The organism is Sutcliffiella horikoshii, from assembly GCF_044809035.1.
In the GTDB taxonomy this organism is placed as follows: domain Bacteria; phylum Bacillota; class Bacilli; order Bacillales; family Bacillaceae_I; genus Sutcliffiella_A; species Sutcliffiella_A horikoshii_G.
Window position 1 is genome coordinate 3,324,736 of the sequence record NZ_CP085237.1, and the last position, 26,184, is coordinate 3,350,919.

Consider the following 26,184-nt stretch of genomic DNA (forward strand, 5'->3'; position numbering starts at 1 on the left):
GCTGCTGACGTACATACCTACTGTTTACCCCATCTATTACAGTTTAAACATTCTATACTCTGTTTTATTCTAGGAGAAAAAGAAAATCCCTTCAAAAATTTAAAGAAATTTTAAAAATATTACTTTTATTTTTAGACAAAAAATTCAACAAAACACCCGTAATCGGTTACAATAATGATGTTACATAACCATTTTCTTAGGGGGCAATACAATGAAGGATCCTCGGATTCAAACACTGGCAAAAAATTTAATCAATTATTCTGTTCGTCTTCAAAAAGGCGAAAAGGTATTAATTGAAAACTTTGGGCTGCAAAGAGAACTAGTAGTAGCACTTGTCGATGAAGCTTATAAAGCTGGCGGTTATCCTTTTGTATCATTAAAGGATGTACAGGTAGACCGGTCTTTGTTAATGGGAGCCCAGGAAGAACAATATAGCATGAAAGCTGATTTTGAAGCAAATGTCATGAAAAACATGGATGCATATATCGGCCTTCGTTCAGGAGACAATATCGCTGAACTTTCCGATGTTCCTGATGACAAGCAAAAAATCCAGGGCAGTACGGTTGGAAAGAAGGTTCACCGTGACATACGTGTACCAAAAACCAAATGGGTGGTTCTGCGCTATCCAAATGCCAGCATGGCACAGCTTGCAAAAATGAGTACCGAAGGGTTTGAGAACTTCTATTTTGATGTATGTAATCTTGATTATGGAAAGATGAGCAATGCCATGGATGCCCTTGTGGGATTAATGAATAAAACAGACAAGGTAAGAATTACTGGTGAGGGTACTGATTTAACGTTCTCTATTAAAGATATCCCTGCCATCAAATGCGCAGGCGAGATGAACATTCCAGACGGTGAAGTTTATACGGCACCTGTGAAGGATTCTGTTAACGGAACGATTACGTATAATACTCCATCTCCATACCAAGGCTTCACATATGAAAATGTGAAATTGACTTTCCGCGACGGCAAAATTGTGGAAGCAACTGCCAATGATTCCGATCGTATCAATAAGATTTTTGACACCGATGAAGGTGCACGTTTTATTGGGGAGTTTGCTATCGGTGTTAACCCATATATCCAACATCCGATGCAGGATATTCTTTTTGACGAAAAGATTGATGGAAGCTTCCATTTCACACCTGGTCAGGCTTATGAAGATGCTTGGAACGGCAACAATTCCGATATTCACTGGGATATGGTTATGATTCAGCGTCCCGAGTATGGTGGAGGAGAAATCTACTTTGATGATGTTTTAATTAGAAAAGACGGCAAGTTTGTCATTTCAGAGCTTGAAGGATTGAATCCGGAGAATTTAAAATAAACTTTTACCTTAAAACCATTCACATGGAAGTGTGGATGGTTTTTTGATTATTGCGTTAGACATCTTTATTGATTTGTCCCCTTCTCAAGACCTCTCTCTATCCATTTTCACGTAACTGAGGTCTTCATTTCCATTCGCCAAAATAAAAAACCGGCTTCCCCTCTACATAGAGGAATGCCGGTTTTCAATACTTTCTTATTCCACTTCGTGCTGAAGTGACTTCTCATACGCTTCCTGGAACTTCGTGATATCACCGGCACCCATGAAAATAATGACGCTGTTTTCATGCTTTGCCAATAACGCTGTTCCTTCTTCTGACAGGATTTCTGCACGATCTATCTTCTCTAAAAGATCATTAATCGTCAGTTTCCCTTGATTCTCGCGGGCTGAACCGAATATATCGCAAAGGTATACTTGATCCGCACCGCTTAAGCTTTCCGCAAATTCAGTCAAAAATGTCTGTGTTCTTGTAAAGGTGTGCGGTTGGAATACAGCAATGACATCGCGGTCAGGATACTTCTGGTTGGCAGCATCGATTGTCGCCCGAATCTCAGTCGGATGGTGGGCATAATCATCAATCAATACTTGCGTGCCTATTACTTTTTCAGAAAATCTTCTTTTAACCCCTTCAAAAGTAAGCAACTGACTTTGAATGACATCTACAGGGATTTCCTCATAGTGACACAAAGCAATTACAGCCAGGGAGTTCATGATGTTGTGGTCGCCATACCCATTAATTTTAAAAGTAGCATAATGGTTGTTGCGTACATATACATCAAATGTGGTACCTTCTGTCGACTTTTCCACATGACGTGCTTGAAAGTCATTTTCTTCCCCGAAACCATAATAGATTACTGGTACTTTTGCTTGAATTTTTTGCAGGTACTCATCATCTCCGCAAGCGATGATTCCCTTCTTCACTTGCATGGCCATCTCTTGGAAAGCGGAAAATACGTCATCAATACTGCCGAAATAATCCGGGTGATCAAAATCGATGTTCGTCATGATCGTGTAATCAGGGAAGTAGGATAAGAAATGTCTTTTGTACTCACATGCTTCAAATACAAAATATTCACTGTCTTCTACTCCACGGCCTGTGCCATCACCAATAAGAAAAGATGTAGGCTTTGCACCTTGAATAACATGAGAAAGCAACCCAGTAGTAGATGTTTTCCCGTGTGCTCCAGTAACGGCGATACTGGTATACTTCTCCATAAACTGACCCAGAAATTGAGGATAGCGAATAACAGGTATATTTCGTTCTTTAGCCGCTTCAATCTCCTCATGCGTGTCAGGAAATGCATTACCGGCGATAACCGTCATATCTTCCGTAATATTGTTCTTATCAAAAGGAAGGATCGGAATCCCTTTTTCTTCGAGTCCCTTTTGTGTAAAGAACCTCTTTTCAATATCTGAACCTTGTACTTGTAGGTGCATATCGTCCAAAATTCCGGCAAGTGCACTCATTCCTGATCCTTTAATACCAACAAAATGATAAATGGTCATGAAAAAACCTCCAACATTTATCTATATATAATTCGATTACTTTACTTCTGCAAACGAACTGAATAATAGTTTTTTATTTTTGTGCCCACGTAGTTTTCTCCGCATAGATAATCCATTATATGATTAGCGTCTAAAAATGCTAATTCCAATATTCCCTTAAGTAATAGGATTCAAACCATATGTAGAAAAGACTTTTCGTAACAACGACCTATTATAGCACTATTTATAGATTTCCTCTACCGCAGTGCCATGAAACGGTCAAGCAGAGGAAAAACTGATAGAACTTTTTTCTATCAGTTTCTCCATATATCATATCCTGATATACGTTAATCCACTTTTTCCAGTCGTTCATTAAAGCGGTATTTTCTTCCGGCCTTCGCTTGAGGTTCACCGTTCAGCACAACATTATCACCAGTAAATCCGATATGTATTTTAAGCAGGCTTCCACCTACACCATAGATATCGACTGGTACTTTCTGTTCTTCAAATTCCGCAATGCGTTGCTCGCTGAAGCCACCGCTTACCACAATCTTCACATGGGTGAAGCCTTCTTTATCCAATGCCTCACGCAATGCAAAAACAAGCGGTGCATTTACCCCGCGCGGGTCAAAGGTTCCGAGTACATCCTGATGACGGATGAAATGCTGGTCGATCATGGTTCTAGATGTATCAACCCGGACTCCCTTCAGCTTGTCTCCAAACTCTCTTGCCACTCGTAACGCATCCGTAATGACATCGTTGTTGTAATCGACTAATACCAACAAGTCATCTTCGGGGAATTTTGCATGATAAGCTTTAGAAGCTTCTACCACATCCCCATTAAATAATTGGATAAGGGCATGCGGCATGGTACCCATCCCTTTTTTGCCCCACCATTCATTCATCGCGTGGGTTGCTTGCGCTGTCGAACCACCAATATGCGCAGCATACCCGTCTCCAGCTTGTTGCGTAAAATGGTCATCACGGTCTCCCATGAAAATGACTGGCTTTTGGCCTGCAGCTTTTACTACATTATAGACATTCGTAGACACCGACGTTCTTCTGGCCAGGATACCATCAATAACTCCTTCTAAGAATCCAAAGTTTTGATAAGGACCTGTTATGGTTAGAACCGTTTCAAACGGCGCAATTTTATCTCCATCTTTCAAGGAGTAAATTTCCAGTGATTCCGGATCATCTGCGAAAGTCTTGATTAATGCAATTACTTCGTCTGTTCCGCATAAGACAGCATGATCTTTTTGAAAAAATTGCATGGTCACAATGTTATCTGGTTTAAATTCTTTAACGATTTCTCGTGTTTTTAAAAAATAGACTGCTGAGAACCAACCTTCTTTGACACGTTCATCAAATTTAAACGTACGGTTGGTCAGCCTTTTAATTTTACCTTGCAGCTTTAACTCAATTTCTTTCATCCTCTTAAAAGCTCCTTAAGACCCTGGTTTTGGGTTACTGTCTTGCCGGATATACCGACTCCTATTGTTTACTAGTATTAATAATAATAGAAGATTGTATCCATTTACAACAACTTCAGGTCTGGAGCATTAAAAGTCAGAATCTTGCATACTGACAAGCTCCTCTTCTGAAACAAGTACATCTCTTGGTTTACTGCCCTTTGGACCGGATATCACACCTTGGTCCTCCATCATTTCCATTAAGCGGGCAGCTCGGTTATAGCCAATCCGGAATCTTCTTTGTAAACTGGAAGTGGACGCTCCGCCTTGATCGATTACATATTGGCACGCCTCGATAAAAAGCTCATCTTCCTCTTGAATGGTGCTCTCTTTTAGCAATTCGCTCTGCTCAAATAAGTAATTGGGTTTTTGTTCTTTTCGAACGTGATTAACCGCTCTCTCTATCTCATCATCTGATACAAAGTTTCCTTGTACCCTGATAGGTTTTGGAGCACCATTTTCAAGCAACAGCATATCTCCGCGCCCCAGAAGACGTTCAGCCCCTCCAATATCGATGATAGTTCTCGAATCGACCTGGGAGGAAACGGAGAATGCAATCCTTGTTGGAATATTTGCCTTGATAAGTCCTGTTATCACGTCTACCGACGGACGTTGTGTCGCAATTAATAAATGCATCCCGCAAGCACGTGCTTTTTGGGCAATACGGCAAATCGCCTCTTCCACATCACTCGGAGCGACCATCATTAAATCAGCCAATTCATCGATGATGATGACCATATACGGCAATGTTTCCTGGTTATGCTTTTTCGCAGTTTCATTGTACTTTGCAATATCTCTAACGCCTGCATGGACAAATAATTCATAGCGCCGTTCCATCTCTTCCACTGCCCATTTAAGCGCCGCAGTTGCTGCCTTTACATCTGTGATAACCGGGCTTACCAGATGGGGAATGTGGTTGTAAGGTGTTAGTTCTACCATTTTTGGGTCAATTAATAAGAGCTTTACTTCATCTGGTGTACTCTTATATATCAAACTCATAATGATAGAGTTAACACAAACGCTTTTTCCCGATCCCGTAGCACCTGCAATCAATCCGTGCGGCATTTTCTGCAGATCCAACACGACAGGTTGACCTGAAATATCCAACCCTAATGCTACCGTCAATGGAGAGGTATTCTGGATAAAAGAAGGGTGTCGGATAATCTCCCTTATAAATACCGGCTTGCTCACACGATTTGGCACTTCTATGCCAATCGTGTTTTTCCCTGGAATAGGTGCCTCCATCCGGATATCCCGTGCAGACAGGCTCAGTTTGATGTCATCACTTAGATTGGTAATCTTATTTACCTTCACCCCAGGTTCTGGTTGCACTTCAAATTGGGTTACAGAAGGCCCTTGTGTAGCTTTTACCACTTTTGCCCCGACTCTGAAGTGATGCAAGGTTTCATCAAGCAATTGTTTTTGCGCTTCGACCCAGTCCTGGTCTCCCTGAGAATGTTGCGGCGGGATGGCAAGCATCGTAATAGGCGGCTTTCTGTAGTAGGGTTGGGTTACTTCCTCTTTGGGCATCACTTGCTGTTTTCTTTCTAAAGATCGTTTGTCCTGTTTGAGCATGATTACATTAAATGGAATGTTCTGTTTGGAGGAAGTCTCCTTTTTCAGATTCACTTCCGTTTTTTGTATTACTTTTTCTTCCTCTTTAGGTTCAGGTTCGATGTATTCCAAAGTTGCAGCGGATTCCTGTTTAGATGAAGCGACATCTTCCTCCGCTACATTAATACCATCCAATTCTTCCTTTACTTCAAGAACTGCAATTTCTTCAATATCTTCCATTTCTTGAATATCTTGAAGTTCTTCCCTTACTTCTTCCAATGAATCTACATGGATAGCTCTGTCAATCATCGAGCTAATTGGATTACCATTTTCAGCTCTATCCTCTAAAGAATCATTCTCTTCTATTAACTCATCAGTGAATGCCTGTACTTTTAGAGTATCTCTGTCGGTAAATGCTTCATCATTCACAGTAGAATAGCCAGCAAGCGGGTTTGATTGCTCTATTTCATTATCTATTTCATTAGAGAAATATTCTTTGCTTAACAGCTCAATCTCCGGTATATAATCTTCTTTCTTTTGTACTAGCGGACGTGATTTATACCCATAAATAGGGGACACCACTTCAGTAGGATGGAAAGGTTGTTTATTTTTGTTGGTTACTTTTTCAAATGCTTTTGGCTTGCTTGTTTTTTTAGCTGGCTTTATCTTCTCTGGTTCACTGCTCGTTGTTTCTTGTTTTACTTTTATTGGTTCTGTTTTACTTTGTTCTGATTGTTTGACAGGCTGATGAGATTCAGTTTTTTCTCTTTTTACCCGCTTTGTCTTTTGTTCTTTTAAACCTTCATCCGGTATAAGGGGAAAGCGGAATTTCCCAGTTGGATATTGATAAGCTATCTTTGCTGTTGGTTGCTTTTGCTTATTTTCCGGTTTCTTAGCGTAATCTTGCTCAATGGTTGTTTCTTCTTCATCACTTAGCTGAGCAAACAGCTTCTTAAACCAGTTCACATTCATCACACTCTTTCTTTGTTGTTCGTAACCCGTTATACTCTCTCTTTCAGGTTCAGTAGGCAAAAAACCACTAGAAAACATCTAGTGGTGAAAAACGAAAAAAGACATCTCGGGATTATCCTGAAAACGGTTGTCCCGCTTCATATTTATCAGCTTCTAGAACTAGGATGCCTTTTTCTGCCGGGGCATTTGGAAGATCCAGTTCTTTTGCAGAACAAATCATTCCTGAAGATGCAATGCCTCTAAGTTCAGCATCTCTTATGACTAGTCCACTAGGCATGACTGCTCCAACCTTTGCCACTACGACATACTGTCCGCTGTCTACATTTGGGGCACCGCAAACTATTTGAAGTACTTCTGTCCCTACATCCACTTTACATACACTTAGTTTATCTGCATTTGGATGTTTTTCTTTTTCGATCACTTGTCCCACGACAAATTTAGGGCTGAGGTCAGGGTTAAGTGATTCATTGACGCCGTTTTCTTTTAGGGCTTTGTTTAGTTCTTCTACAAGTTCTTCCGTCAGATTGACGGGGCCTTTGTAGTCGTTGACTTTAAAATATTTGGATGCGTTGAAGAGATTGTAACCTGCTATTTCTTTTGTTTCTTTATTTATAATCTTCGCAACGTCTCCAGTTTTTTCTACCATTCGGTTGTTTAAATTGATTTCTTTTATGTAGATTAGTAGTGTGTCGCCTATGCCTTCTTGGTTATAGTACACATTTATGGTCATGTTTTTCTTCCTTCCTATTCTATATTTAGTAACTCTCTAACTTCCAGTTTCCTTGCGTTCCAGGTGTTCGCTTTCCGCGGGAAGGTGTTTGAGCCTCCTCGCAACGCTTCAGGGGTCTCAACCAACCTTTTCTCCCCCGCTGGAGTCTCACACCTTGCACTTCAGTCAACTGGGGAAATCTATTTAGTTTTTTTATTGTCTTTTCCAAGGATGAATATTGGTTCTAGTTCTCCTTCTTCATATAGGAAGGATAACGCGGTAATTGGGATCTTGCCGTTTACGAAGAAGCTCATGGTCAATTCGGCAAGAATATCATATCCTACTTCATTTTGAATATCGGAAAGTATCAATACATCCTGGTGAGGAACTGATACAGTCATCGTCCCTGATACTTGATTTTTAAAGGAATCCAAGAAGGAATCATTTAAGATTCTGCTAGCATCGTATCCATCATTAGAACGGACAAAATAAAATGTATTACCAGCAACTACATCTTCTTTCATAGTTGTCGGCAATGACCTAACATTAAACATGGCCATTTCTTTGATGGTGTTCTTCGTTAAGTTTTCTCTTTGAAGAAGTTTCTCATCAATCAATTTGTAAGATTTTCCTAAATCTACCGCATAGTAAATTCTGGTTTCCGCTGTATGCTCATCATATACCAACGGAATATCATTGCTTGTCATTGGGAAGGAGGTAGACCGAATAACAGGATAAATATGGCGTTCAGCACCATTCAATTTAACGGGCATCTTCATGCTTGTTAGAGCTTCTTTTACGTAATATACGTATTCCTCTATGGCACTTAGGTCATTTGATTGTTCGTACTTAGAAAGCACACCCTGTAGTGAGATAGAAATCCCCTTTTTCGTTTCCTTATCCTCAACTCTTAAGGATTCTTTTTCTCGATCATATGTAAATACCCAATTGGGATGGGCTAATTTCTCTTCTATTAACTGTTTAATTTTTTGTACTGTCATTTTTCCCATCAAGAACAATCCTTTCTCTCTATTGCTTAACCTTTATTGTACAACAAATCACTGAAAGAATGTAATTGTCGAAGTTTGTTTTAGTAAAAGAAGGTCTAACATGTCATCTACTTACCTCCATTACTCTTTACATTACCTTCATACCCCTTTTTACCTACCATTCATCCTTCAAAAGACCTTCATACCTTTTTTCCAGGAGGAACATTGTACTCATATTCGCACCCTTTATTCTTCTAAGAATAGAGTGCCTAGTAGATTTTGCTTGTTTTTTCATATAGTGACATCCAACTAGACCAACTAGGACATTTCCACTATTCCCCATTTCCCTTATTACCTGCTCCATTTAATTAACTAAACCATACACGTAGAATTATTTTACATTTTTACTTCGTTTTGTCACTTTTTATCCAACCATTACCAAATTACTACTGTGAAAAATCTGTCTCCCACCTATGTACTATTTTTAGAATATTCTGATACTTTTCTTTCTTTTTCGACACTATTCTTCTACATACTTTATTAATCTTTAATTGTCACCGAGATACTCCTACATAATGCAAGACTCCACCTCCTAGAATGGCAGGCGGATACTTTTAAAGCAAAGGGGGGACATTCATCGGTTTTTTTGCATTTTCTAACCAATTTTAAAGGGGGATGTTGAATGAGTAGGAAGAACAAGCGTAATTTTGCTAGAGTATTCAGTATCATTATGTGTTTATTACTGATCGCCCCAAGCTTTAACCCTGGTACAGCTTCTGCACAAGGGAACAAAGCTTCCGTCTCTTTGGGTGAATCTAAAGAAGTGATGGCAAGTAAAATAACAGATCGCTTATCGACACAGTTTTCTAAAGATGGGGAAAAAGTTACCTTCCTAATCAAATTCAAAGAACAGGTAGATACGCAGGCAGTAGCTGCTAAAGCTGTGGAAGCAGCCAAGGTACAAAAGGCTTCTGCCGGACAAGAAAAACTGATGAAACGTAATGCTGTTGTCTCTGAATTAAGAGCAACATCCATCGAAACCCAAGCAAATGTAAAAGAGTATCTTCAAAAAGCGGTAGTAGATGGAAAAGCAAAGGACATCCAATCCTTCTATGTAGTAAACGGTATGGCCGTTACTGCTACGAAAGAAGTAATGGAAGAGCTTGCTAGATTCCCAGAAATCGAAAAGCTTCTACCAAACGAAGTACGTCAGTTGGATCCTGCAGCTGAAGCAGCTGCGACAACTGAAATTGAAGTAGAAGAAAAGCCTGCTGCTGGCCTTGAGAACATCGAGTGGGGTGTTGCCCAAATCGGTGCACCTCAGGCATGGGAAATGGGCGTTGACGGTCAAGGCACTGTCGTTGCAAGCATCGATACTGGTGTTCAGTGGGATCACCCTGCATTAAAAGAAAAATATCGTGGATTTAATGCGGCAACAGGAAATCCCAACCATGAATACAACTGGTTTGATGCTACTCCTGCAAACCAATCCACTCCTTACGATGATGACGGTCACGGTACCCACGTAACAGGTACAATGGTTGGTGCTGAGCCGAACGGATCCAACCAAGTTGGTGTTGCTCCTGGAGCAAAATGGATCGGCGTTAAAGCATTTACTCCATCCGGTGGTACGGACGCTGCCCTTCTTGCAGCTGGTGAATGGATTCTAGCTCCTAAAGATGCTAGCGGAACTCCAAACCCTGCAATGGCTCCGGACGTTGTTAACAACTCTTGGGGCGGCGGACCAGGTTTAGATGAGTGGTACCGTCCAATGGTTCAAGCATGGGTTGCAGCTGATATCTTCCCTGCATTCGCAGCTGGAAATACGCGCATCGGAAACCCTGGTGGTCCTGGATCTGTTTCCACACCTGGTAACTATCCGGAATCTTTTGCAACTGGTGCAACGGATGTAAACATGAACCTTGCTAGCTTCTCTTTACAAGGTCCTTCACCTTATCAAGAAATTAAGCCTGAAGTATCTGCACCGGGAGTGGGCATTCGTTCTTCTTTCCCTGGAAACAGCTATGGTGCTGCAAGTGGAACTTCCATGGCAAGTCCGCACGTAGCTGGTGTGGTTGCGCTACTTAAACAGGTTAACTCTAGTCTGACTATTGCGGACATCGAGGAAATCTTAATGACGACTGCAACTGCAAGAACAGATTCCAATTTTCCTGACTCTCCAAACAACGGATATGGACATGGGATCATCAATGCATTTGATGCAGTATCTTCCATCATTTCCGGTCTTGGAAAAATCAAAGGGCAAGTTGCGAAAGATGGAGAAGATGACGAAGCTCCAACTTTCGAACACACAGCACCTGCTGAAACGTATGCTGGCATGAACCTGCCTCTAAGTATTCACGTTCAAGATAATGTAAGTATTTCTTCTGTAACACTGCAATATCAAAACACTGCTGGCGAGTGGGTAGACCTTGCTGCAGAGCGTGCTTCTGGCTCTTACAATGACGCTACTTACACAGCATCCATCCCTGGTGATGACATTGGTGAACCTTCCGTATCTTATCGCTTTCACATTGTTGACTTCGGTGGCAATGAAGTAACAACAGATACGTACGAAGTAAGTGTTCAACCAGGTATCACGGTTGGCTACTCTACAGACTTTGAAACAGATCCTGTAGGCTGGTATTCTTTCGGAGCTGAAAACACATGGCAATGGGGCGTACCATCTGCTGGTCCTACTGGAGCTAACTCCGGTGAAAAAGTATATGGAACGAATCTTGAAGGCAACTACGGTAACCGTGCAAACATGACACTAGTGATGCCTCCTATCGATTTACCTGCAGATAGTAGTGCATACCTTCAATTCATGAACTGGTTCAACCTAGAAACACGTTATGATTTTGGTCACGTATTCGTATCTACTGACCAAGAAAATTGGACACAACTTCTACGCTTTGATGGGATCAGTGAAAACTGGACTGCAAGAGAAGTAGATCTTTCTGAATATGCTGGACAACGCATTTACATCGGCTTTAACGTGACAACAGACGGAAGCGTTGTACGCACAGGCTGGTATATCGATGATGTCGCATTATCAGCGGAGTCCAATGCAGCATCCGCTTCCACTCAGTTAGAAGTAACGAAAGAAGAGAAAGTAGAAGCAAAAGAGGAGCAAGTAAATCCAGATAAAATCCATCCGGTTGCTACTCCTGAAAAAGCAGAAGCTGTGAAAGAGGATGTTAACCCTGCGGTACTTCCATTACATGCACAAGTAACTGTACTGGAAACAAACCGCTCTGTTAACACAAATCCTGCCAACGGACAATACGAACTATTGCACGCAGCAGGCACATTTACAGTACAAGCAGAAGCATATGGCTATCACCCGGCTCAACAAACGGTTGAAATCGCTCCAGACGGAGAAGCAGTCGCTAACTTTGTATTGGAAGAAATGGCACGCGGAACAGTCAGTGGAACTGTAACAAACAGTGTCACTGGTGAACCTATTGCAAACGCAACTTTAATGCTGATTGAAGATGCAGCAGTTGCCCCTGTAACAACGGATGAAAACGGAAACTTCTCCATTACTGCATTAGAAGGCGACTATACACTACGTGTAATGGCTCCTTCCTACTATAGTGAAACTGTAGAAGTATCCATTGAAGGTGATGAAACGACTAACCTTGATGTAGAATTACGCCCATTCATCGGATACCCTGGTGAAATCGGCTATGACGATGGCACTGCTGAGAATGCCCGTGCATTCTATGATGCCGGAAACGGTTGGGCAGTAAAAATGTCTCTACCTGAAGGGCAAAACAGTGCGCTTGTCACTGGCGGATTATTCCGATTCTGGGATACTACATGGCCAACTCCTGGTGGTACAGACTTTAAAGTAGAGGTTTGGGATGCATCTGGTGCTGATGGAGCTCCTGGATCCAAGCTTGCTGGACCATTTGATGGAACGGCACTTCGTACAGGCGAATGGACAACAGTAGACCTAGCTGAGCATGGAATCATCGTAGAACAAGACTTCTACATGGTTTACATCCAGTCTCAACCAAATCCGAATGCTCCTGGTCTCGGAACGGACGAAGATGGACCAAACGCTGGCCGCAGCTGGCAATATGTAGGTGGCGCATGGTCTCCTGCTCCTGAAGAAGAAGGGAACTACATGATCCGTGCACTTGTTAACTTTGAAGTGACAGCTCCAACCATCACTTCTCCTGCAGATGGATCATTCACAAATGAAGAAACTGTAACTGTAGAAGGTAACGCTTCTCCGACTACAACTGTTCATGTGATGAACAATGGCGAAGAAGTTGCAACTACTACGGCAACAGAAGAAGGAACGTTTGCTGTAGATGTTACTCTATCTGAAGGAGATAATGTATTAACTGCTAAATCCTCTACTGAAACAGGCGAAACGGAAGAATCCGCTCCTGTAACAGTTGTTCTTGATCAGACTGCTCCTGAACTTGCCATTACAAGCCCTGCAGACGGTTCTAAAACGAACCGCGAAACAGTTACCGTAACAGGTACAGTAGCAGATGAAAATCTTGATTTTGTTAAAGTCAATGGAAAGAAAGCTTCTGTTCAAGATGGCACATACTCTCTAAGAGTAATGCTTGAAAATGGAGAAAATAACATTCGTGTTGTTGCTCAGGACTTAGCTGGCAACCGTACAAGACAAGATGTAACGGTGTATGCTAACTACGATGCTCCTGAAATTACTAACTTGAAGCCAACGGAAGACAAGCACTTAAGAGCTGGTGAATCTGTGAAGATTGAATTCAACAGTGAAGAAGGCCTTCGTGCAACATTCTCTATCCGTATGCCATTAACAAATGCTTCGATGATGATGCAAGGAAACGATGTAAACAATGAAGTAAGCAATGCAGTTGAACTTCCATTGATGGAACAATCTCCTGGCTATTATGTAGGATATTGGACTGCTACTTCTAGTGTCGTGGCAAGTGGAGCAGAAATCGAGGTTAAAGTATCAGATGACTTCGGAAATGTGACTCGTGCGATTGCAGACGGTAAGCTGTTTATCAATGATGGAAATGATGGTAGTAAAAAAGGTAAAAAGAAAAAAAATAACTAAGTAAATAAGAAGGAGCAGGCATTCACGGGACACCGTGATTGCCTGCTCCTTTGTAAATTATAACGAAGCAACAAATGCTTCAATCTCTTCTTGCGTTTTGCGGTCTTTGCTTACAAACCGGCCTGCTTCTTCTCCATTTTTAAAACCAACAAAGCTTGGGATTCCAAATACGCTCAATTCAGCACAAAGATCAATAAACTCGTCTCTATCCACGTAAATAAACGTATATTCATTAAACTTTTCCATGATTTCAGGCAAAACTGGCTCAATGACGCGGCAGTCCGGACACCAATCTGCAGAAAACATAAACACCACATTTTTCTCACTTTTCAATTGGTTGAATTGCTCTAACGATTGTAACTTTTCCATCAATATCACCCTCCAATATTAATTTTCATATCGCCTTCTTTAATGAACGCTTTCTTTCTCATCCATTCTGATATTGCTAAACTTACCACAGCAGGACCCAAAATGTGAAGCAACAAAACTTTTATTAAAACTGACACAGAGAATCCCATAGCGGCAAAGGTCATAATTTGTCCAACCAAACCGCTTGTCCCCATTCCAGCCCCCTCTTTTACATTTGTCATTTGGAAAAAGGTCGTTCCTAATGGCGCAAATATCATGCCTGCAATTGTAGGCGGTATGATAATCAGTGGATTTTTAATGATATTTGGCACTTGAAGCATGGAAGTTCCTATCCCTAACGCTAATAGCCCTGACATTTTATTTTCGCGGTAACTGCTTACAGCAAATCCAACCATTTGAGCTGCACATCCAATGGTAGCCGCTCCCGCTGCAATTCCTTCAAGTCCCAACATCATAGCAATAGCGGCACTTGAAATCGGTGCAGTCAATGCCCATCCCATTAAAATTGCTACTAAAATTCCCATTACAATGGGCTGCTGTTCGGTGGCCCACATAATGATAGATCCCAGCGAATTCATCCCTGCATTAATTGGAGGGCCGATAAAGGTGGCAACAAGGAATCCTGTCAGAATTGTTATAAATGGGGTGACTAGGATATCTACCTTTGTTTCTTTTGAAACAATTTTCCCCACTTCCGTTGCCAGTAAAGCCGCAACGAAACTTCCCGCAGGTCCGCCTAATTGCGCACCAGCAGCCCCTGCTATAAGGGCAGAAAACATCACCAAGGGAGGCGCCTTCAAACCATAGGCAACAGCGGCACCTATCGCAGGGCCCATTAAGCTCATCGCTAATATACCCATGTCTGTAAAGAAAGTCCATCCTGCCTGATCCCCGATTGTTTTAATAATCAAACCGATGATCAGCGAGGAGAAGAGTCCAAGTGCCATATAACTTAGGCCGTCAATGAGATAGACCCTTGGCGATAGTGTAACTCCTTTTTTATGTAGAAAAGATTTCATAATTCTCCCTCATCCCTTTTTATATTTCCTATCAGCCTTACATTAATAATACCGAATCATTGTCGATATATACTAGTAGATATTGAAGTCTTTTATGTTTTAGGGGGGTAACATGAAAACAATTAGAGGTAGAGTAAGATTTATTTTATTGGCTGCTATCACAGGACTCATCATTGTATTATTATTCAATTTCTTTTTTTACTTTACGCAATCTGCTGAAAAAGAGCAAGAAACGGCATTGTTTGAAGCGGTAAATGACAGTAAAGAAATCAAGTATGCTTTTTCCGATACCAGAAAGAACGAACAAGAATTTTTAAGAGTACCAAGTGACGAAACATCCGTTGCAATCAAAGAAAACCTAGATAGCATAAAGCAGGATGCATCCCGGCTACAACAGCAATTCTCTGAGTATGAGGAAATCGCCACTCGATTTAAACAAATCGAATCAGCTGCTTCTGACTATATGAACGAATTTGTACCACTTGAAGAATTATATAAAGAAATAGGCTATACGGAGTTTACTGGATTGCAGGGAGAAATGAATGGTACTGTCCGAAACCTGGTGATTAATGTTCGCGGAGCAAATCGCCAAGAATTAAATGCAACGATAATGAATCTTCGTCTATATGAACAGCAATATTTGGCCACTAAACAAGAGGCAAGATATAGAGATTTCATGAAAAGTGCGGAAACGTTTAGAGAGCAATTGGCAGAGACCGATTTGCCTGATTCTCAAAAAAATGGCCTAATGGACCTCTATAATCCATACGTCCAAGCGATGACCGACTTATATAATAACTACAATTCTTCATACAGCTTTGTGAAAAACTTTGAAGAAATCAGTAATGGTGTGGAGCAGAGCGTAAACGAAGTGGAAGCAGCAGTTATGGACCTGCAATCTACCATACAAGCAGACTCTAATGCAAAGCTGCAGACAATCATGCTAATAACATTGATAATTAGCGTACTATTGTTAGTGTTCTTAAGTACCACTGGCTATTTCTTAAATAGAAAAATAGCATCCTCCATCCATTCGTTAAAAGATGGAGCATCAAAAATCGGGGAAGGCAATTTTGCCTACAGAGTACCAATCACTACAAAAGATGAAATGGCTGACTTAGCTGTAACATTTAATTCGATGGCCGAAAAGGTACAGGTTTCGCTCTTAAAAGTTATGGAAGCGACTGATAAGCTTCAGTCCTCCTCACAAAATCTGGCTGCCATTTCAGAAGAGACGACCGCTCAATCCACAGAAGTGAATGAAGCCATCAAACAAGTGGCCATCGGTTCTAGTGAACAGGCACTTCATCTCGATGAAAGTACGGATATCCTAAAGCGAGTGAAAGCCGCCGTCGAACATGCCAACCAATTGAGCATCGACATCAAAACTAAAGCAGATCAAGCAAGAATAATGGGAGAAGATGGTCTAACCGTTGTAAAAGACCTTCATAACTCTTCCGAACAATTCCTTGAGCTTGCAAATCATCTAACGGAACGTGTCCAGCAGGCTACAAAACAATCACAACAAATTCATTCCATTGTTGCCACCATTCAGGAAATTGCTGAAAACACGGACTTGCTTGCACTCAATGCCGCTATTGAATCTGCCCGTGCAGGTGACGCAGGCAGAGGATTTGCAGTGGTTGCACAAGAAGTAAGAAAATTGGCTGAACGCTCCAAACATGAAGCCATGTCCATTAAGAAGTTAGTAACCGATATGGGCAAACAAATGGGCAAGCTTTCAGACGATGCACTGCAATTCAATGAGTACAGAGATCTGCAACAGGAATCGGTCAGTCAGACGAAAACATCCTTTGAAAAAATCGCAGGAAATGTTCTGGAAATCAACCATAAAGTAGATGATGTACAGGAAGCAATTGTCCATGTTACAGAATCAAACAAACAGCTTGAAGAAAAACTATCCGAAGTCCATTATATTTCAGAAGAAGCAGCTGCCACTTCTGAACAGGTTAGCGCTTCGAGCGAGCACCAAATAATTGCAATCGAACAAGTCAACGAAGCAGCGATCTCCCTTTCGGATATTGCCAATGAACTACAAGAAGAAGTAAGTCAGTTTACTGTGGAAGATGACAAAGTAATCTTTGAAGAAGAACTTGATCACGTAGAGGAAAACCTAGAGAACGAAGCATTAGAAGCTGACACCGAGGACGAAGAAACTCTAAATGAAAAATGGCTACACCAAGAAGCCGCCGCCTCAATCGAAGAAAGAGAGAATAAATAAAATTATACAATGACCAAGTTGATCGCAGTGGAAGGCGCGCAGACGCCCGCAGGCAAGCGAAGCGCCTGGAACGAAGATCAACTTTTTAGTGTAGATTTCATATTAAAAAGGTTTGCCCCTACCGACAGGCAAACCTTTTTTTGACACTTATTTTATTTCAACAGAAGAAACAATCTCCATCATGCTCTTCGTACTAGCTTCCATATTCCCTGTACCGGTAACCGTCGTCATCTTCACTCCGCCCAGACCTACTGTCACCTCATATAACTCCTCTTCCTCCCCATCAACCGGAGAAATCAGCAAGTAACCTAATCGCCCGTCTTCAGTGACTGTATGATCTACCTCTATATCAGAAAGATTCACCTTTGTAGAGTCATATAATACTTCTGAATCCTTTGGTTCAAAAGGGTTTACAAATAAGAGATAGGTCTGTTCATCCTGTGTAAGAACAATATTGTTCTCTGATTGCGAATCAATACTAAACTTCGGCGGCAGATGATAAGCAAATATATCTGTATCCTCAGATGTCTCTAGTGGCTGTGCTTTAAATGTTTCCTCAAAAGTATCAACAGATTTTTGTGTGGCGTCTTCAATAGAGACAGAGCAACCTGTTAAAGATAAAAATGATAAAAATAAAATAGAAATTATGGCTCTTCCGAAAGTCAAACTCTCCACTCCTTTTAGTACAATAAGACTAGAAAATACACATTAAACTTATCATACCTATAAATCTTTGCCCTTGACAAGGATAAGTTGGAATTATCACTTAATTCCCCTATTTATGATAGACTAGATAATAGTAAAATAACAAGAGGTACTATTTGGAGGGATTGTAATGAAATTTACTGTTTACCTTGCCGGTGAAATCCACACTAGTTGGAGAGAGGAATTAATAGACAAAGCACAAGCCCTGGATCTTCCTTTAGAATTTGTAGGACCCATGACAGATCATGAGCGCTCTGACAACATAGGGGAAGCGGTTATGGGGCCGCAGCCAAGTTCCATTGCAAAGGATGAAGCAGCATCTCAAATCAATAATCTTCGTACAGAATTATTGTTAAAAAAGTCTGACCTTGTCATTGCCCTATTCGGAGAGAAATATAAACAATGGAATACCGCTATGGACGCAAGTGCAGCCATCAGTCTTCAAAAACCGCTTATCCTGATTCGTCCAGAAAACCTTCACCATCCATTAAAAGAATTATCCAATAAAGCTAATGTGACCGTTGAAACAGTCAACCAAGCCCTTAAAGTCCTTACCTACGTATTAGAATAAAAGCAGGCCAGCTAAGCCTGCTTTTCCCCATTATATCTCCATTGCCCAACTAACAGCTTACAAACATGCTGAAACATTTCCAGCCTGGAAACAGCACCATCTGTAAAAATACCCAAAGCACCTTCATGCTTCCTAATATCTTTCCGCTGACAATACTCATCCATTAAGTCCCCAAGCTCTTTCCCTGCTAAGAGCTCCTCTTTGAAAGCATCAGGTAAAGGTATTCTAGCACCACCAGCTATGTACTCCCTGCCATCTTTAGAAACTAGCGCTCCCCAATTACAGACCATTACACTAGCGGATGGAGTAGAACCTAGAACCACCCCTCCTTCAAGTCCGATGGCGAAATCAGCGTCTTCTATTTCTATAAGTGCCGCTCTTGCACGATGCAATGCTCCTTCTATCGTTTCTTGATCTGTCATGGGCTGTGTACGCACCCCAGAGTCAACTTCGAGTGCAATGGTTTCAACGTCCATTCCATGCTCTCTCAGTACATCCTGTACGGCCCTATATTTTGCAGGATTTCTTGAACCGATTATCACTTTCATCTTTCTCTCACCTTTCAATTAAAATATATGTAAATGATTAGACTCCGCTGTTCCTTTCCGGAAATGCAAACACCTAGTTGATTGGAGTGGAAGGCGCGCAGACGCCCGCGGGAGGAAGGGTCAGGTGAGACCCCGCAACGGAGTGAGGAGGCACACGGACCGCCCGCAGGCAAGCGAAGCGCCTGGAACGGAAATCAAACGTATTAAATACTTTCATCTCTCCTAAAAAGAAAAACGATGAGGTTCCCCCATCGCTTCCCACCACTATATAATTATCGACTTCTGATTGAGTCTACGGTGGATTGATCCGCAGATTTTACAAGTTTAACAATCAGCTCTCTTGCTGCTGCATAATCATCCACATGGACCATGGAAGCATGTGTGTGGATATAACGTGAACATATACCCACTACTGCTGAAGGAACTCCCTCATTGGATGTGTGTACACGACCTGCGTCTGTACCGCCTTGAGAAATGAAATATTGGTAAGGAATGCTGTTAGATTCAGCCGTATCTAATACAAAATCCCTCATACCAGTATGTGTTACCATAGAACGGTCATAAATGCGCAATAAAGCCCCTTTACCCAAATGGCCGAATTCTTTTTTATCACCTGTCATATCGTTTGCAGGTGAAGCGTCTAGAGCAAAGAAGATATCAGGCTTGATCATGTTCGCAGCCGTTTGTGCACCACGTAGACCTACTTCTTCTTGTACAGTTGCACCGGAAAATAGGATATTTGGCAGTGCCTCGCCTTGCAGGTCTTTCAACAATTCGACAGCAAGCCCGCATCCGTAGCGGTTATCCCAGGCTTTAGCGAGGATTTTCTTTTCATTTGCCATCGGCGTGAATGGACAAACAGGAACAATCTGCTGGCCAGGCTTGATGCCGATATTAATCGCATCCTCTTTATTGTCGGCACCAATATCAATAAGCATATTTTTTATGTCCATTGGCTTGGCACGTTTCGCTTCGTCCAAAAGGTGCGGAGGAATCGATCCAATAACACCAATAACCGGGCCGTTATCTGTCATAACTTGTACACGCTGAGCAAGTAAAACCTGACTCCACCAGCCGCCAAGTGTTTGGAATCGCAGCATTCCGTTTTCGGTGATGGAAGTGACCATGAAGCCTACCTCATCCATATGTCCTGCAACCATGACAGTAGGTCCCGTTTCGTCGCCTCTTTTCACTCCGAAAATACCACCCAGGCGATCTTGTACCACTTCATCCGAGTACTTTTCCAATTCACTTCGCATAAAGCGGCGGACATCATGCTCAAATCCAGGTGCCCCTTGGAGCTCCGTTAACGTTTTAAATAGTGTCAATGTTTCCTGATTCAACTAAGTCATCTCCTTTATCCAAACTTATATGTAGAACTCACTTTTATACTTCGTTAGATTATCGAAATATTTTAACTATATTGTATCGAACTTTCTCTATTGTTTCCAGCTTTAGCATGACATTTATTTGTTTTACAAGTTATACTATTAGTAAGATAGGCAGAATCAATTCAACTCATCAGTTACTCCCATTTGAAAAGGCTTACGTAAAAAATTCAAGTATGATACATGGAAGGATGATACTTTTATGAAATGGAAAGCACTTCTAATCGGTGCTGGAATTGGTGCAGCAGCCGCATATCTTTTTACTGAAGCATCTAAGCAGCAAGCCATAAAACCTGAAAAAGCTCTAAAAATTGCCAAGGAAGCATTTAAAAAGCGCGGTCCTGTTGATGGCTCTTGGATACAAATGGTGCCGGAAACAATTATTCGGAATGACATGGCATACTCCATCTATAGAGGCGGGATTTCCCGAAGAATAGAGGATGTCTTGGAACAATATGAATTCATCGTAGACAAAAATTCGGGAGTCATATTAGATGTTAATCAATTAAAATAATCCTGTGCCTGGCAGAAAAAAACTGCCAGGCCTTTCTTTATCTGATACGGTCTATTTTTTCTTGTATTTCAAATGATTCATCCCATTTAACTGCGCGATAAAATGCATCATGATAAAAGGTAAACCATGCATTGCGTCTGATTCCTTCTTTAATCCATTTCTCTTTTGCTTCTATTGATGTCATCGGATAATCATCATAGGCAAGGACCCAAAGGGATGGAGAATGAGCGTGGGTCGGCATAAGATCTGCCATATGAAGGATGGTTTCCTCCCCTTGTGTCAGCTCCACGATAGAGTGTCCATCACTGTGACCGCCTGTATGAATCATTTTAATTCCTTCCATTATGGTTGTTTCCACCACGAATGTCTTCACCTGTTCTTCTATGCCCTGCCAATTCCTTTCCCAATACGTATTTATGGAACGAATATTAGGGTTTTTCATTTCCTTCCATTCCACTTCCGAAGCATAGATGGTGGCATTCGGAAATACAGAAACATATTTATTTTGTGTAGCATCCCATTTTGAGAGTCCGCATACATGATCAAAATGCAGATGAGTCATGATGATGGTATCAATGTCTTCTGGTGTCAAACCGAGTTTTTGCAAATCTTTTTCTACAGACGACTCTTCCGTTGCCCCGAAATTCCGCTTCTGTTTATCAGAAAGCTTTCCTTTACCAAGTCCTGCTTCTATCAGGATATTGCGTTCCCCTGTCCGAATAAGGATGGGATCCGTTCTTAGCTCTATCTGATTTTTGTCATTTACAGGGTACTTCTTTGACCACAGTGCCTTTGGTACAACGCCAAACATTGCACCACCATCAAGATGCGTCACTCCACCGTTCAACCAAGTCAGCTGCCACTTACCAAATGATAGCGTTTCCATTTTATACTTCTCTCCCTTTTTGAAAAAATGTTATGTATGAGTGTATTGTAACAAAAAAAGCGCCCTCTCACTAAAGAAAAGGACGCAGAGTCAATTATTCTGGATATTTAACTTCACAACGATATATAGGGAATCCCTTGCTAGAGAATTTTTCTTCATATTCCGTCATGATATTGCCTTCAAATTCACTGTTATGAAGGTCTAGACTGACATATTTCAAAAGCAATCCATACTCAGAGAAACTCATCAATGAATATTCAAATAATCCGCGGTTATCTGTTTTAAAATGAATTTCACCTTGTGGAACCATTATTTCTTTATAAAAATCCAAGAATCCTTTATAGGTTAACCTTCTTTTTTCATGTCTCGTTTTCGGCCATGGATCAGAGAAGTTCAAGTATACCCTGTCCACTTCACCTGCCTCAAAGTAATCAGAGAGCTTTTGCGCATTAACATTCAACAGTTTGACGTTTGGAATATCAGCTGCTACTGCTTTTTCCAATGCTTTTACAATAACACTTTCAAATAATTCTATGCCGATGTAATTAATGTCCTGATTAGCTTTTGCCATTTCCGTAACAAATGTTCCTTTTCCCGTTCCCACTTCAATGTGGATCGGATTATCGTTACCAAAAATTTCACTCCACTTTCCCTTTTGGTTTTCAGGATTTGGAATGCAATAATAGAAATTTTCCGCAATAAAATCTGCTGCCCACGGCTTGTTTCTGAATCTCATGTCGTTTGGTCACCTCGGTGTTTTATTAGTTTATAGTCGTTGACAGAAAAAAACCGATCGCGATGGACCGATTCTTTTGTCGTGTATAAGAATGATAAATAAACAAAGGCTAGTACATATATAAAATAAAGGAGTGCTGACACATGCCGTTAAATTATCATGATCAAATACATCTTCTAAAGGATATTTTGGCGGATCATCAAATTGATTGCTGTGGTTCTGTTGCTGAATATGAGCAGTTGGAGCGCGTCATCAAATCTTTAATGGTCAATAACGAAATTGATCATAATGTGAAAAATATCTTGCAGGACATCTATTCCTACAGTCAAGCTGGCATCAATTCCAGCAATGACCATGATCACAATCAACTGCATCAATCAAAATTCACCAACTGGATCGATAGCATCGATCAATACTCATAGTTCAACCGGTAAAAGTCTTTCCAAATAGTTCAACCAGTTTTGTTTCTCTTTTTCAATGTCTTTATGGTGATACCATTGTACAGATAGAATTGTCTGGGCTATCACGTACCAATGCATACGGTGGCGCAAATCGTCTGTCAATGGTATCCCGTAGGTGGAAAGCCAGTCATTCCACTCCTGCTCTGGGATATACCAGTATAATAACATGCATAAGTCGATGGCCGGATCCGCTATAACGGCACCATCCCAATCAATGAGGAAAAGCTCCTGATTATCGGAAAGCAGCCAATTATTATGGTTCAGATCGCAATGACATACTACCTTATCTTTGAACTGGACATTTTTAATTTCCTTTGTCAAAAAGTCGAGTGATTTTTGAATCACATCCAAAGAATAGAGATCTAACGCCATCCCATTTTTAATATCTTCTAGGATTGTCGATGGCTCCACAGGTTCTTTTCCCAAACGAGTAAGCATATCTAGCAACTCTTTGGAGTGGTGAATCTTGTGAAGAAGCTGAGCCACTGTTTCCATATTCATATCGTTTGGTTTGAGCTCTCGTGCACTTATCCAGTGCTGAGCCGTAATGACATCTCCATTTTCCAGGCGTTTTGTCCAGACCAGTTTTGGGACGATCCCCTCTGCTGAAAGAACAGCCAAAAATGGCGATGAATTTCTTTTAAGGAAGAGCTTTTTCCCTTCATTCTGAGCGAAATACGCATCTCCCGTTAAACCACCCGCAGGACTGATTTTCCACTCATCACCTAATAAATGTTCCAACCATTTCACCTTCAATTTCAACACAACTTTTCATTATCAAATATTAGAAAAGCGCAAGCGCTATATAAGAATTTTCATGTTAACATCTTTTTTAAGCAAAAAAACAGCTATTGAACAATTTCACAATAGCTATCTTTTAAATTTTATCGTTATTTCCCAATTAAATCAAGTCCTTGTGTAACAATTAATATTGAGCCAATACAACCGTGCTGATCGGAAGCACTTGTAATTCGTTATTCACTTTGCGGATCGGAGAATCGCCTGCAGTCAGGCCCTCGACAAGGACATCCCACTCCCCTGGCAATGGAAGTGCAATATGTTCTGTATTCGTCCCGTTATGAAGAACAACAAGAAAATGGCTGTACTTTCCATATTGTTTTACATCTTGAAGATGATACATGAGCATATTTCCTTTTTCAAGCGGAAAGCGCACATGTCTTTTTATTTCCCCCACAGTAGATAAGCGTAATGCTTTATGTGCTTTACGCAGAGTGATGAGACCGCACACATACTCCACATTCTCTGTGTAACGTTTTTTTCTTTCCCAATCCAAGCTGTTGACGGAATCTGGAGATTTATAACTGTTTTCCTCCCCGCCTTTAGTCCGGAAAAACTCTTGCCCTGCATGAAGAAACGGGATGCCTTGAGACAAGAGAATGACCGAGGTAGCAAGGCGGTGTCGTTTTATTCTTGTTTCTTCATCTTCATGACTATTGCACACGGTTATTTTATCCCACATGGTGTGGTTATCATGGGATTCAATATAGTTGATTGATTGGGTAGGCTCAAGGAAAAGTCCTTTATGATTCGGATCAATTTGTACACTGCCGGCAAGTGATTGCTTCACAAGATTTGTTTTGTGGGTATTACCAAGAGCAAATCCCCTGTCAAACAAGTTAAAGGTACTGCCTTTGATAGAATCGCGCACCATGTCATTGAAGAAAGAGATCCCAGGCATCTTTTTTGCATTAAGGATCATAGCCTTACGGTCGGGTGCTAAAGGGGTATTCAATTCCCACCCTTCCCCAAGAATAATGGCTCCAGGTTTGATGATGGATAACGCCTCTTTTACTGCATTCATTGTCTGAATATCCAATATCCCCATCAAGTCAAAGCGGAAGCCATCTACATCATATTCCTGCAACCAATATCGAATCGAATCTAAAATAAATTTGCGTACCATTTTACGTTCAGATGCAATGTCATTCCCTACTCCAGTGCCGTTTGAAGGCATTCCGTGCTCATCATGTCGAAAGTAGTAACCAGGCACTATTTTTTCAAAAGAGGAGTCCTCGCGTATATACACGTGATTATAGACGACATCCATAATCACCCTTAGATCTTTTTGGTGCAGAGTGTTAATTAGATTTTTAAGTTCCAATATTCTCGAGTAGGGATCACTCGCATCCAGCGCATAGCTTCCTTCCGGCACATTGAAAAGTAGCGGGTTATATCCCCAGTTATAGGTTTTGTCAGGTTCTGCTTCATCCACTCCGCCAAAGTCATTCAATGGCAATAATTCAATGTGCGTTACGCCAAGTTTTTGGAGATAAGGAACGCCTGTGATGCCGACATCGGACTCTTCTGCCGGATCTTCTGTAAAAGCAGCGTATTTCCCTTTATGAACCATCCCGCTTTTCGTGTGGGAGGAAAAGTCACGAACATGCAATTCATATATAATGGCATCTGTCGCATCTATAAAAGGAAGCATCGGCACTTTTGGAACGTTTATTCTTTCTTTGTCTATAATTACAGCCGCCTCACTATTTATCGTAGAGGCAATAGCATAAGGGTCGACTGCTTCCCTCCATACAAGGTTCACACATACGAGGTATGTGTATTGAAATCCTTCTAGATCTCCCTGCACAGTGATACGCCATATCCCTTTTTCCTCACGTATGAGGCTATAGTGGATGTCCTCCTTGCTTTTTGGAGCAACAAGCTTTATTTTCACTGCTGATGCCGTCGGAGCCCATAGGGTGAACATTGTTTCGCCCTTCTGATATTGGGCTCCCAGATCATCTTGGTCATAAAAGAAAGCTTCATCAAATGCCTCGGAGCGGATAACCGCACCAATTTGCAAATCTGTTTTTCTTCCGTGTTCATCTATGACCCTATACTTGGAACCAATCAAGACAGGGGTATTTGTTTTGCATATATACTTAACCGTGTTGGGGAGCGTTTTTCTATCTATTATCTCAAGTGGAAATGTAGTTTCTTGGTTTGTTAGGGTAAAGAAAGCTGATTCTCCGTTGTAACTTCCGTTAGGTAAAAGAATTGTAATCTTATCCATCTCATCTAAATAGGCTTCAAATTCTCTTTTGATGAAAATCATGCATTTCCCTCCCTGTCTTGTAAAGTTCGCTACTTTTAAAACTTGCCATTCTATATGTTATTCAGCCGCAGTGCCGAGCTTGACATATATTCA

20 protein-coding genes are annotated in these 26,184 nt (G+C 41.2%); 6 read left to right on the forward strand and 14 right to left on the reverse strand.

Annotated elements, in window-relative coordinates; translation table 11 throughout:
- The first annotated feature begins 211 nt into the window (after positions 1–211).
- Positions 212–1,327, forward strand: a complete 1,116-nt coding sequence (locus LG307_RS17270; protein ID WP_404444577.1) for an aminopeptidase — start codon at positions 212–214, stop codon at positions 1,325–1,327.
- A gap of 195 nt (positions 1,328–1,522) precedes the next feature.
- Here LG307_RS17270 and murC read toward each other — a convergent pair whose 3' ends face one another.
- The 5 genes from murC to LG307_RS17295 all read right to left on the reverse strand — a co-directional run bounded on the left by murC (position 1,523) and on the right by LG307_RS17295 (position 8,529).
- Complete coding sequence (gene murC / locus LG307_RS17275) at positions 1,523–2,833, reverse strand: UDP-N-acetylmuramate--L-alanine ligase (RefSeq protein WP_404444579.1); 1,311 nt, start codon at positions 2,831–2,833, stop codon at positions 1,523–1,525.
- 326 nt (positions 2,834–3,159) lie between these two features.
- Positions 3,160–4,245, reverse strand: coding sequence for a nicotinate phosphoribosyltransferase (locus LG307_RS17280; protein WP_404444581.1), 1,086 nt, complete (start codon positions 4,243–4,245; stop codon positions 3,160–3,162).
- 129 nt (positions 4,246–4,374) lie between these two features.
- Complete coding sequence (locus LG307_RS17285; RefSeq protein ID WP_404444584.1) at positions 4,375–6,804, reverse strand: DNA translocase FtsK; 2,430 nt, start codon at positions 6,802–6,804, stop codon at positions 4,375–4,377.
- A 118-nt stretch (positions 6,805–6,922) separates the two neighbouring features.
- Positions 6,923–7,534: a YtpR family tRNA-binding protein gene (gene ytpR / locus LG307_RS17290; protein ID WP_404450490.1), complete on the reverse strand. Its 612-nt coding sequence runs from the start codon at positions 7,532–7,534 to the stop codon at positions 6,923–6,925.
- 185 nt (positions 7,535–7,719) lie between these two features.
- A complete protein-coding gene (locus tag LG307_RS17295) occupies positions 7,720–8,529 on the reverse strand; it encodes a DUF1444 domain-containing protein (protein WP_404444587.1) in 810 nt (269 codons plus the stop codon).
- A gap of 661 nt (positions 8,530–9,190) precedes the next feature.
- Between LG307_RS17295 and LG307_RS17300 the strand changes: the two genes are divergently transcribed.
- Positions 9,191–13,576, forward strand: a complete 4,386-nt coding sequence (locus LG307_RS17300) for a S8 family serine peptidase (protein WP_404444590.1) — start codon at positions 9,191–9,193, stop codon at positions 13,574–13,576.
- A gap of 57 nt (positions 13,577–13,633) precedes the next feature.
- Here the strand turns inward: LG307_RS17300 and LG307_RS17305 are convergent, their stop codons facing one another.
- Together LG307_RS17305 and LG307_RS17310 are read right to left on the reverse strand one after the other, a co-directional pair.
- Positions 13,634–13,945 (reverse strand): thioredoxin family protein, encoded by a 312-nt coding sequence (locus LG307_RS17305; protein ID WP_404352112.1) that lies wholly within the window; start codon positions 13,943–13,945, stop codon positions 13,634–13,636.
- Positions 13,946–13,950: 5 nt separating this feature from the next.
- On the reverse strand, positions 13,951–14,964 hold the full coding sequence (locus LG307_RS17310; RefSeq protein WP_404444592.1) for a PTS transporter subunit IIC: 1,014 nt from the start codon (positions 14,962–14,964) through the stop codon (positions 13,951–13,953).
- A gap of 112 nt (positions 14,965–15,076) precedes the next feature.
- On the opposite strand from LG307_RS17310, the gene LG307_RS17315 reads away from it, so the two are divergent.
- Positions 15,077–17,206, forward strand: a complete 2,130-nt coding sequence (locus LG307_RS17315) for a methyl-accepting chemotaxis protein (protein WP_404444595.1) — start codon at positions 15,077–15,079, stop codon at positions 17,204–17,206.
- Positions 17,207–17,353: 147 nt separating this feature from the next.
- Here the strand turns inward: LG307_RS17315 and LG307_RS17320 are convergent, their stop codons facing one another.
- Positions 17,354–17,872, reverse strand: coding sequence for a hypothetical protein (locus tag LG307_RS17320; protein ID WP_404444598.1), 519 nt, complete (start codon positions 17,870–17,872; stop codon positions 17,354–17,356).
- A gap of 169 nt (positions 17,873–18,041) precedes the next feature.
- Here LG307_RS17320 and LG307_RS17325 point away from each other — a divergent pair, with 169 nt between their 5' ends.
- The gene (locus LG307_RS17325) at positions 18,042–18,482 is read left to right on the forward strand and encodes a YtoQ family protein (protein WP_404444601.1); all 441 of its coding nucleotides are present in this window, start codon (positions 18,042–18,044) and stop codon (positions 18,480–18,482) included.
- 11 nt (positions 18,483–18,493) lie between these two features.
- On the opposite strand, the gene LG307_RS17330 is transcribed toward LG307_RS17325, so the two are convergent.
- Complete coding sequence (locus tag LG307_RS17330; protein ID WP_404444603.1) at positions 18,494–19,030, reverse strand: DUF84 family protein; 537 nt, start codon at positions 19,028–19,030, stop codon at positions 18,494–18,496.
- A 272-nt stretch (positions 19,031–19,302) separates the two neighbouring features.
- Positions 19,303–20,373 carry a M42 family metallopeptidase gene (locus LG307_RS17335; RefSeq protein WP_404444606.1) on the reverse strand — a complete coding sequence of 357 codons (1,071 nt, stop codon included), beginning with the start codon at positions 20,371–20,373 and terminating at the stop codon, positions 19,303–19,305.
- Positions 20,374–20,620: 247 nt separating this feature from the next.
- On the opposite strand from LG307_RS17335, the gene LG307_RS17340 reads away from it, so the two are divergent.
- Positions 20,621–20,932: a PepSY domain-containing protein gene (locus tag LG307_RS17340; RefSeq protein WP_404444608.1), complete on the forward strand. Its 312-nt coding sequence runs from the start codon at positions 20,621–20,623 to the stop codon at positions 20,930–20,932.
- A gap of 37 nt (positions 20,933–20,969) precedes the next feature.
- Here the strand turns inward: LG307_RS17340 and LG307_RS17345 are convergent, their stop codons facing one another.
- Together LG307_RS17345 and trmB are read right to left on the reverse strand one after the other, a co-directional pair.
- Entirely contained in the window at positions 20,970–21,818 is an 849-nt protein-coding gene (locus LG307_RS17345; protein WP_404444610.1) for an MBL fold metallo-hydrolase, read from the reverse strand.
- A 94-nt stretch (positions 21,819–21,912) separates the two neighbouring features.
- Positions 21,913–22,554, reverse strand: a complete 642-nt coding sequence (gene trmB, locus LG307_RS17350) for a tRNA (guanosine(46)-N7)-methyltransferase TrmB (RefSeq protein WP_404444613.1) — start codon at positions 22,552–22,554, stop codon at positions 21,913–21,915.
- 143 nt (positions 22,555–22,697) lie between these two features.
- Here trmB and LG307_RS17355 point away from each other — a divergent pair, with 143 nt between their 5' ends.
- Positions 22,698–22,976 carry a YtzH-like family protein gene (locus tag LG307_RS17355; protein ID WP_404444615.1) on the forward strand — a complete coding sequence of 93 codons (279 nt, stop codon included), beginning with the start codon at positions 22,698–22,700 and terminating at the stop codon, positions 22,974–22,976.
- Here LG307_RS17355 and LG307_RS17360 read toward each other — a convergent pair.
- Both LG307_RS17360 and pulA read right to left on the reverse strand, forming a co-directional pair.
- Positions 22,971–23,771: a phosphotransferase gene (locus tag LG307_RS17360; protein WP_404444618.1), complete on the reverse strand. Its 801-nt coding sequence runs from the start codon at positions 23,769–23,771 to the stop codon at positions 22,971–22,973. The two genes, LG307_RS17355 and LG307_RS17360, sit on opposite strands and share 6 nt — an antisense overlap.
- 169 nt (positions 23,772–23,940) lie before the next feature.
- On the reverse strand, positions 23,941–26,091 hold the full coding sequence (pulA, locus tag LG307_RS17365) for a type I pullulanase (protein ID WP_404444621.1): 2,151 nt from the start codon (positions 26,089–26,091) through the stop codon (positions 23,941–23,943).
- Between the last annotated feature and the right edge of the window lie 93 nt (positions 26,092–26,184).

Bases quoted from the DNA above. Each gene is read 5' to 3' on its own strand.
- LG307_RS17340 (WP_404444608.1), top strand. From the start codon at position 20,621: ATGAAATGGAAAGCACTTCTAATCGGTGCTGGAATTGGTGCAGCAGCC.
- LG307_RS17325 (WP_404444601.1), top strand. From the start codon at position 18,042: ATGAAATTTACTGTTTACCTTGCCGGTGAAATCCACACTAGTTGGAGA.
- LG307_RS17295 (WP_404444587.1), bottom strand. From the start codon at position 8,529: ATGGGAAAAATGACAGTACAAAAAATTAAACAGTTAATAGAAGAGAAA.
- pulA (WP_404444621.1), bottom strand. From the start codon at position 26,091: ATGATTTTCATCAAAAGAGAATTTGAAGCCTATTTAGATGAGATGGAT.
- LG307_RS17330 (WP_404444603.1), bottom strand. From the start codon at position 19,030: ATGAAAGTGATAATCGGTTCAAGAAATCCTGCAAAATATAGGGCCGTA.
- LG307_RS17345 (WP_404444610.1), bottom strand. From the start codon at position 21,818: ATGGAAACGCTATCATTTGGTAAGTGGCAGCTGACTTGGTTGAACGGT.
- LG307_RS17355 (WP_404444615.1), top strand. From the start codon at position 22,698: ATGCCGTTAAATTATCATGATCAAATACATCTTCTAAAGGATATTTTG.
- murC (WP_404444579.1), bottom strand. From the start codon at position 2,833: ATGACCATTTATCATTTTGTTGGTATTAAAGGATCAGGAATGAGTGCA.
- LG307_RS17300 (WP_404444590.1), top strand. From the start codon at position 9,191: ATGAGTAGGAAGAACAAGCGTAATTTTGCTAGAGTATTCAGTATCATT.
- trmB (WP_404444613.1), bottom strand. From the start codon at position 22,554: ATGAGATTCAGAAACAAGCCGTGGGCAGCAGATTTTATTGCGGAAAAT.
- LG307_RS17305 (WP_404352112.1), bottom strand. From the start codon at position 13,945: ATGGAAAAGTTACAATCGTTAGAGCAATTCAACCAATTGAAAAGTGAG.
- LG307_RS17310 (WP_404444592.1), bottom strand. From the start codon at position 14,964: ATGAAATCTTTTCTACATAAAAAAGGAGTTACACTATCGCCAAGGGTC.
- LG307_RS17270 (WP_404444577.1), top strand. From the start codon at position 212: ATGAAGGATCCTCGGATTCAAACACTGGCAAAAAATTTAATCAATTAT.
- LG307_RS17280 (WP_404444581.1), bottom strand. From the start codon at position 4,245: ATGAAAGAAATTGAGTTAAAGCTGCAAGGTAAAATTAAAAGGCTGACC.
- LG307_RS17315 (WP_404444595.1), top strand. From the start codon at position 15,077: ATGAAAACAATTAGAGGTAGAGTAAGATTTATTTTATTGGCTGCTATC.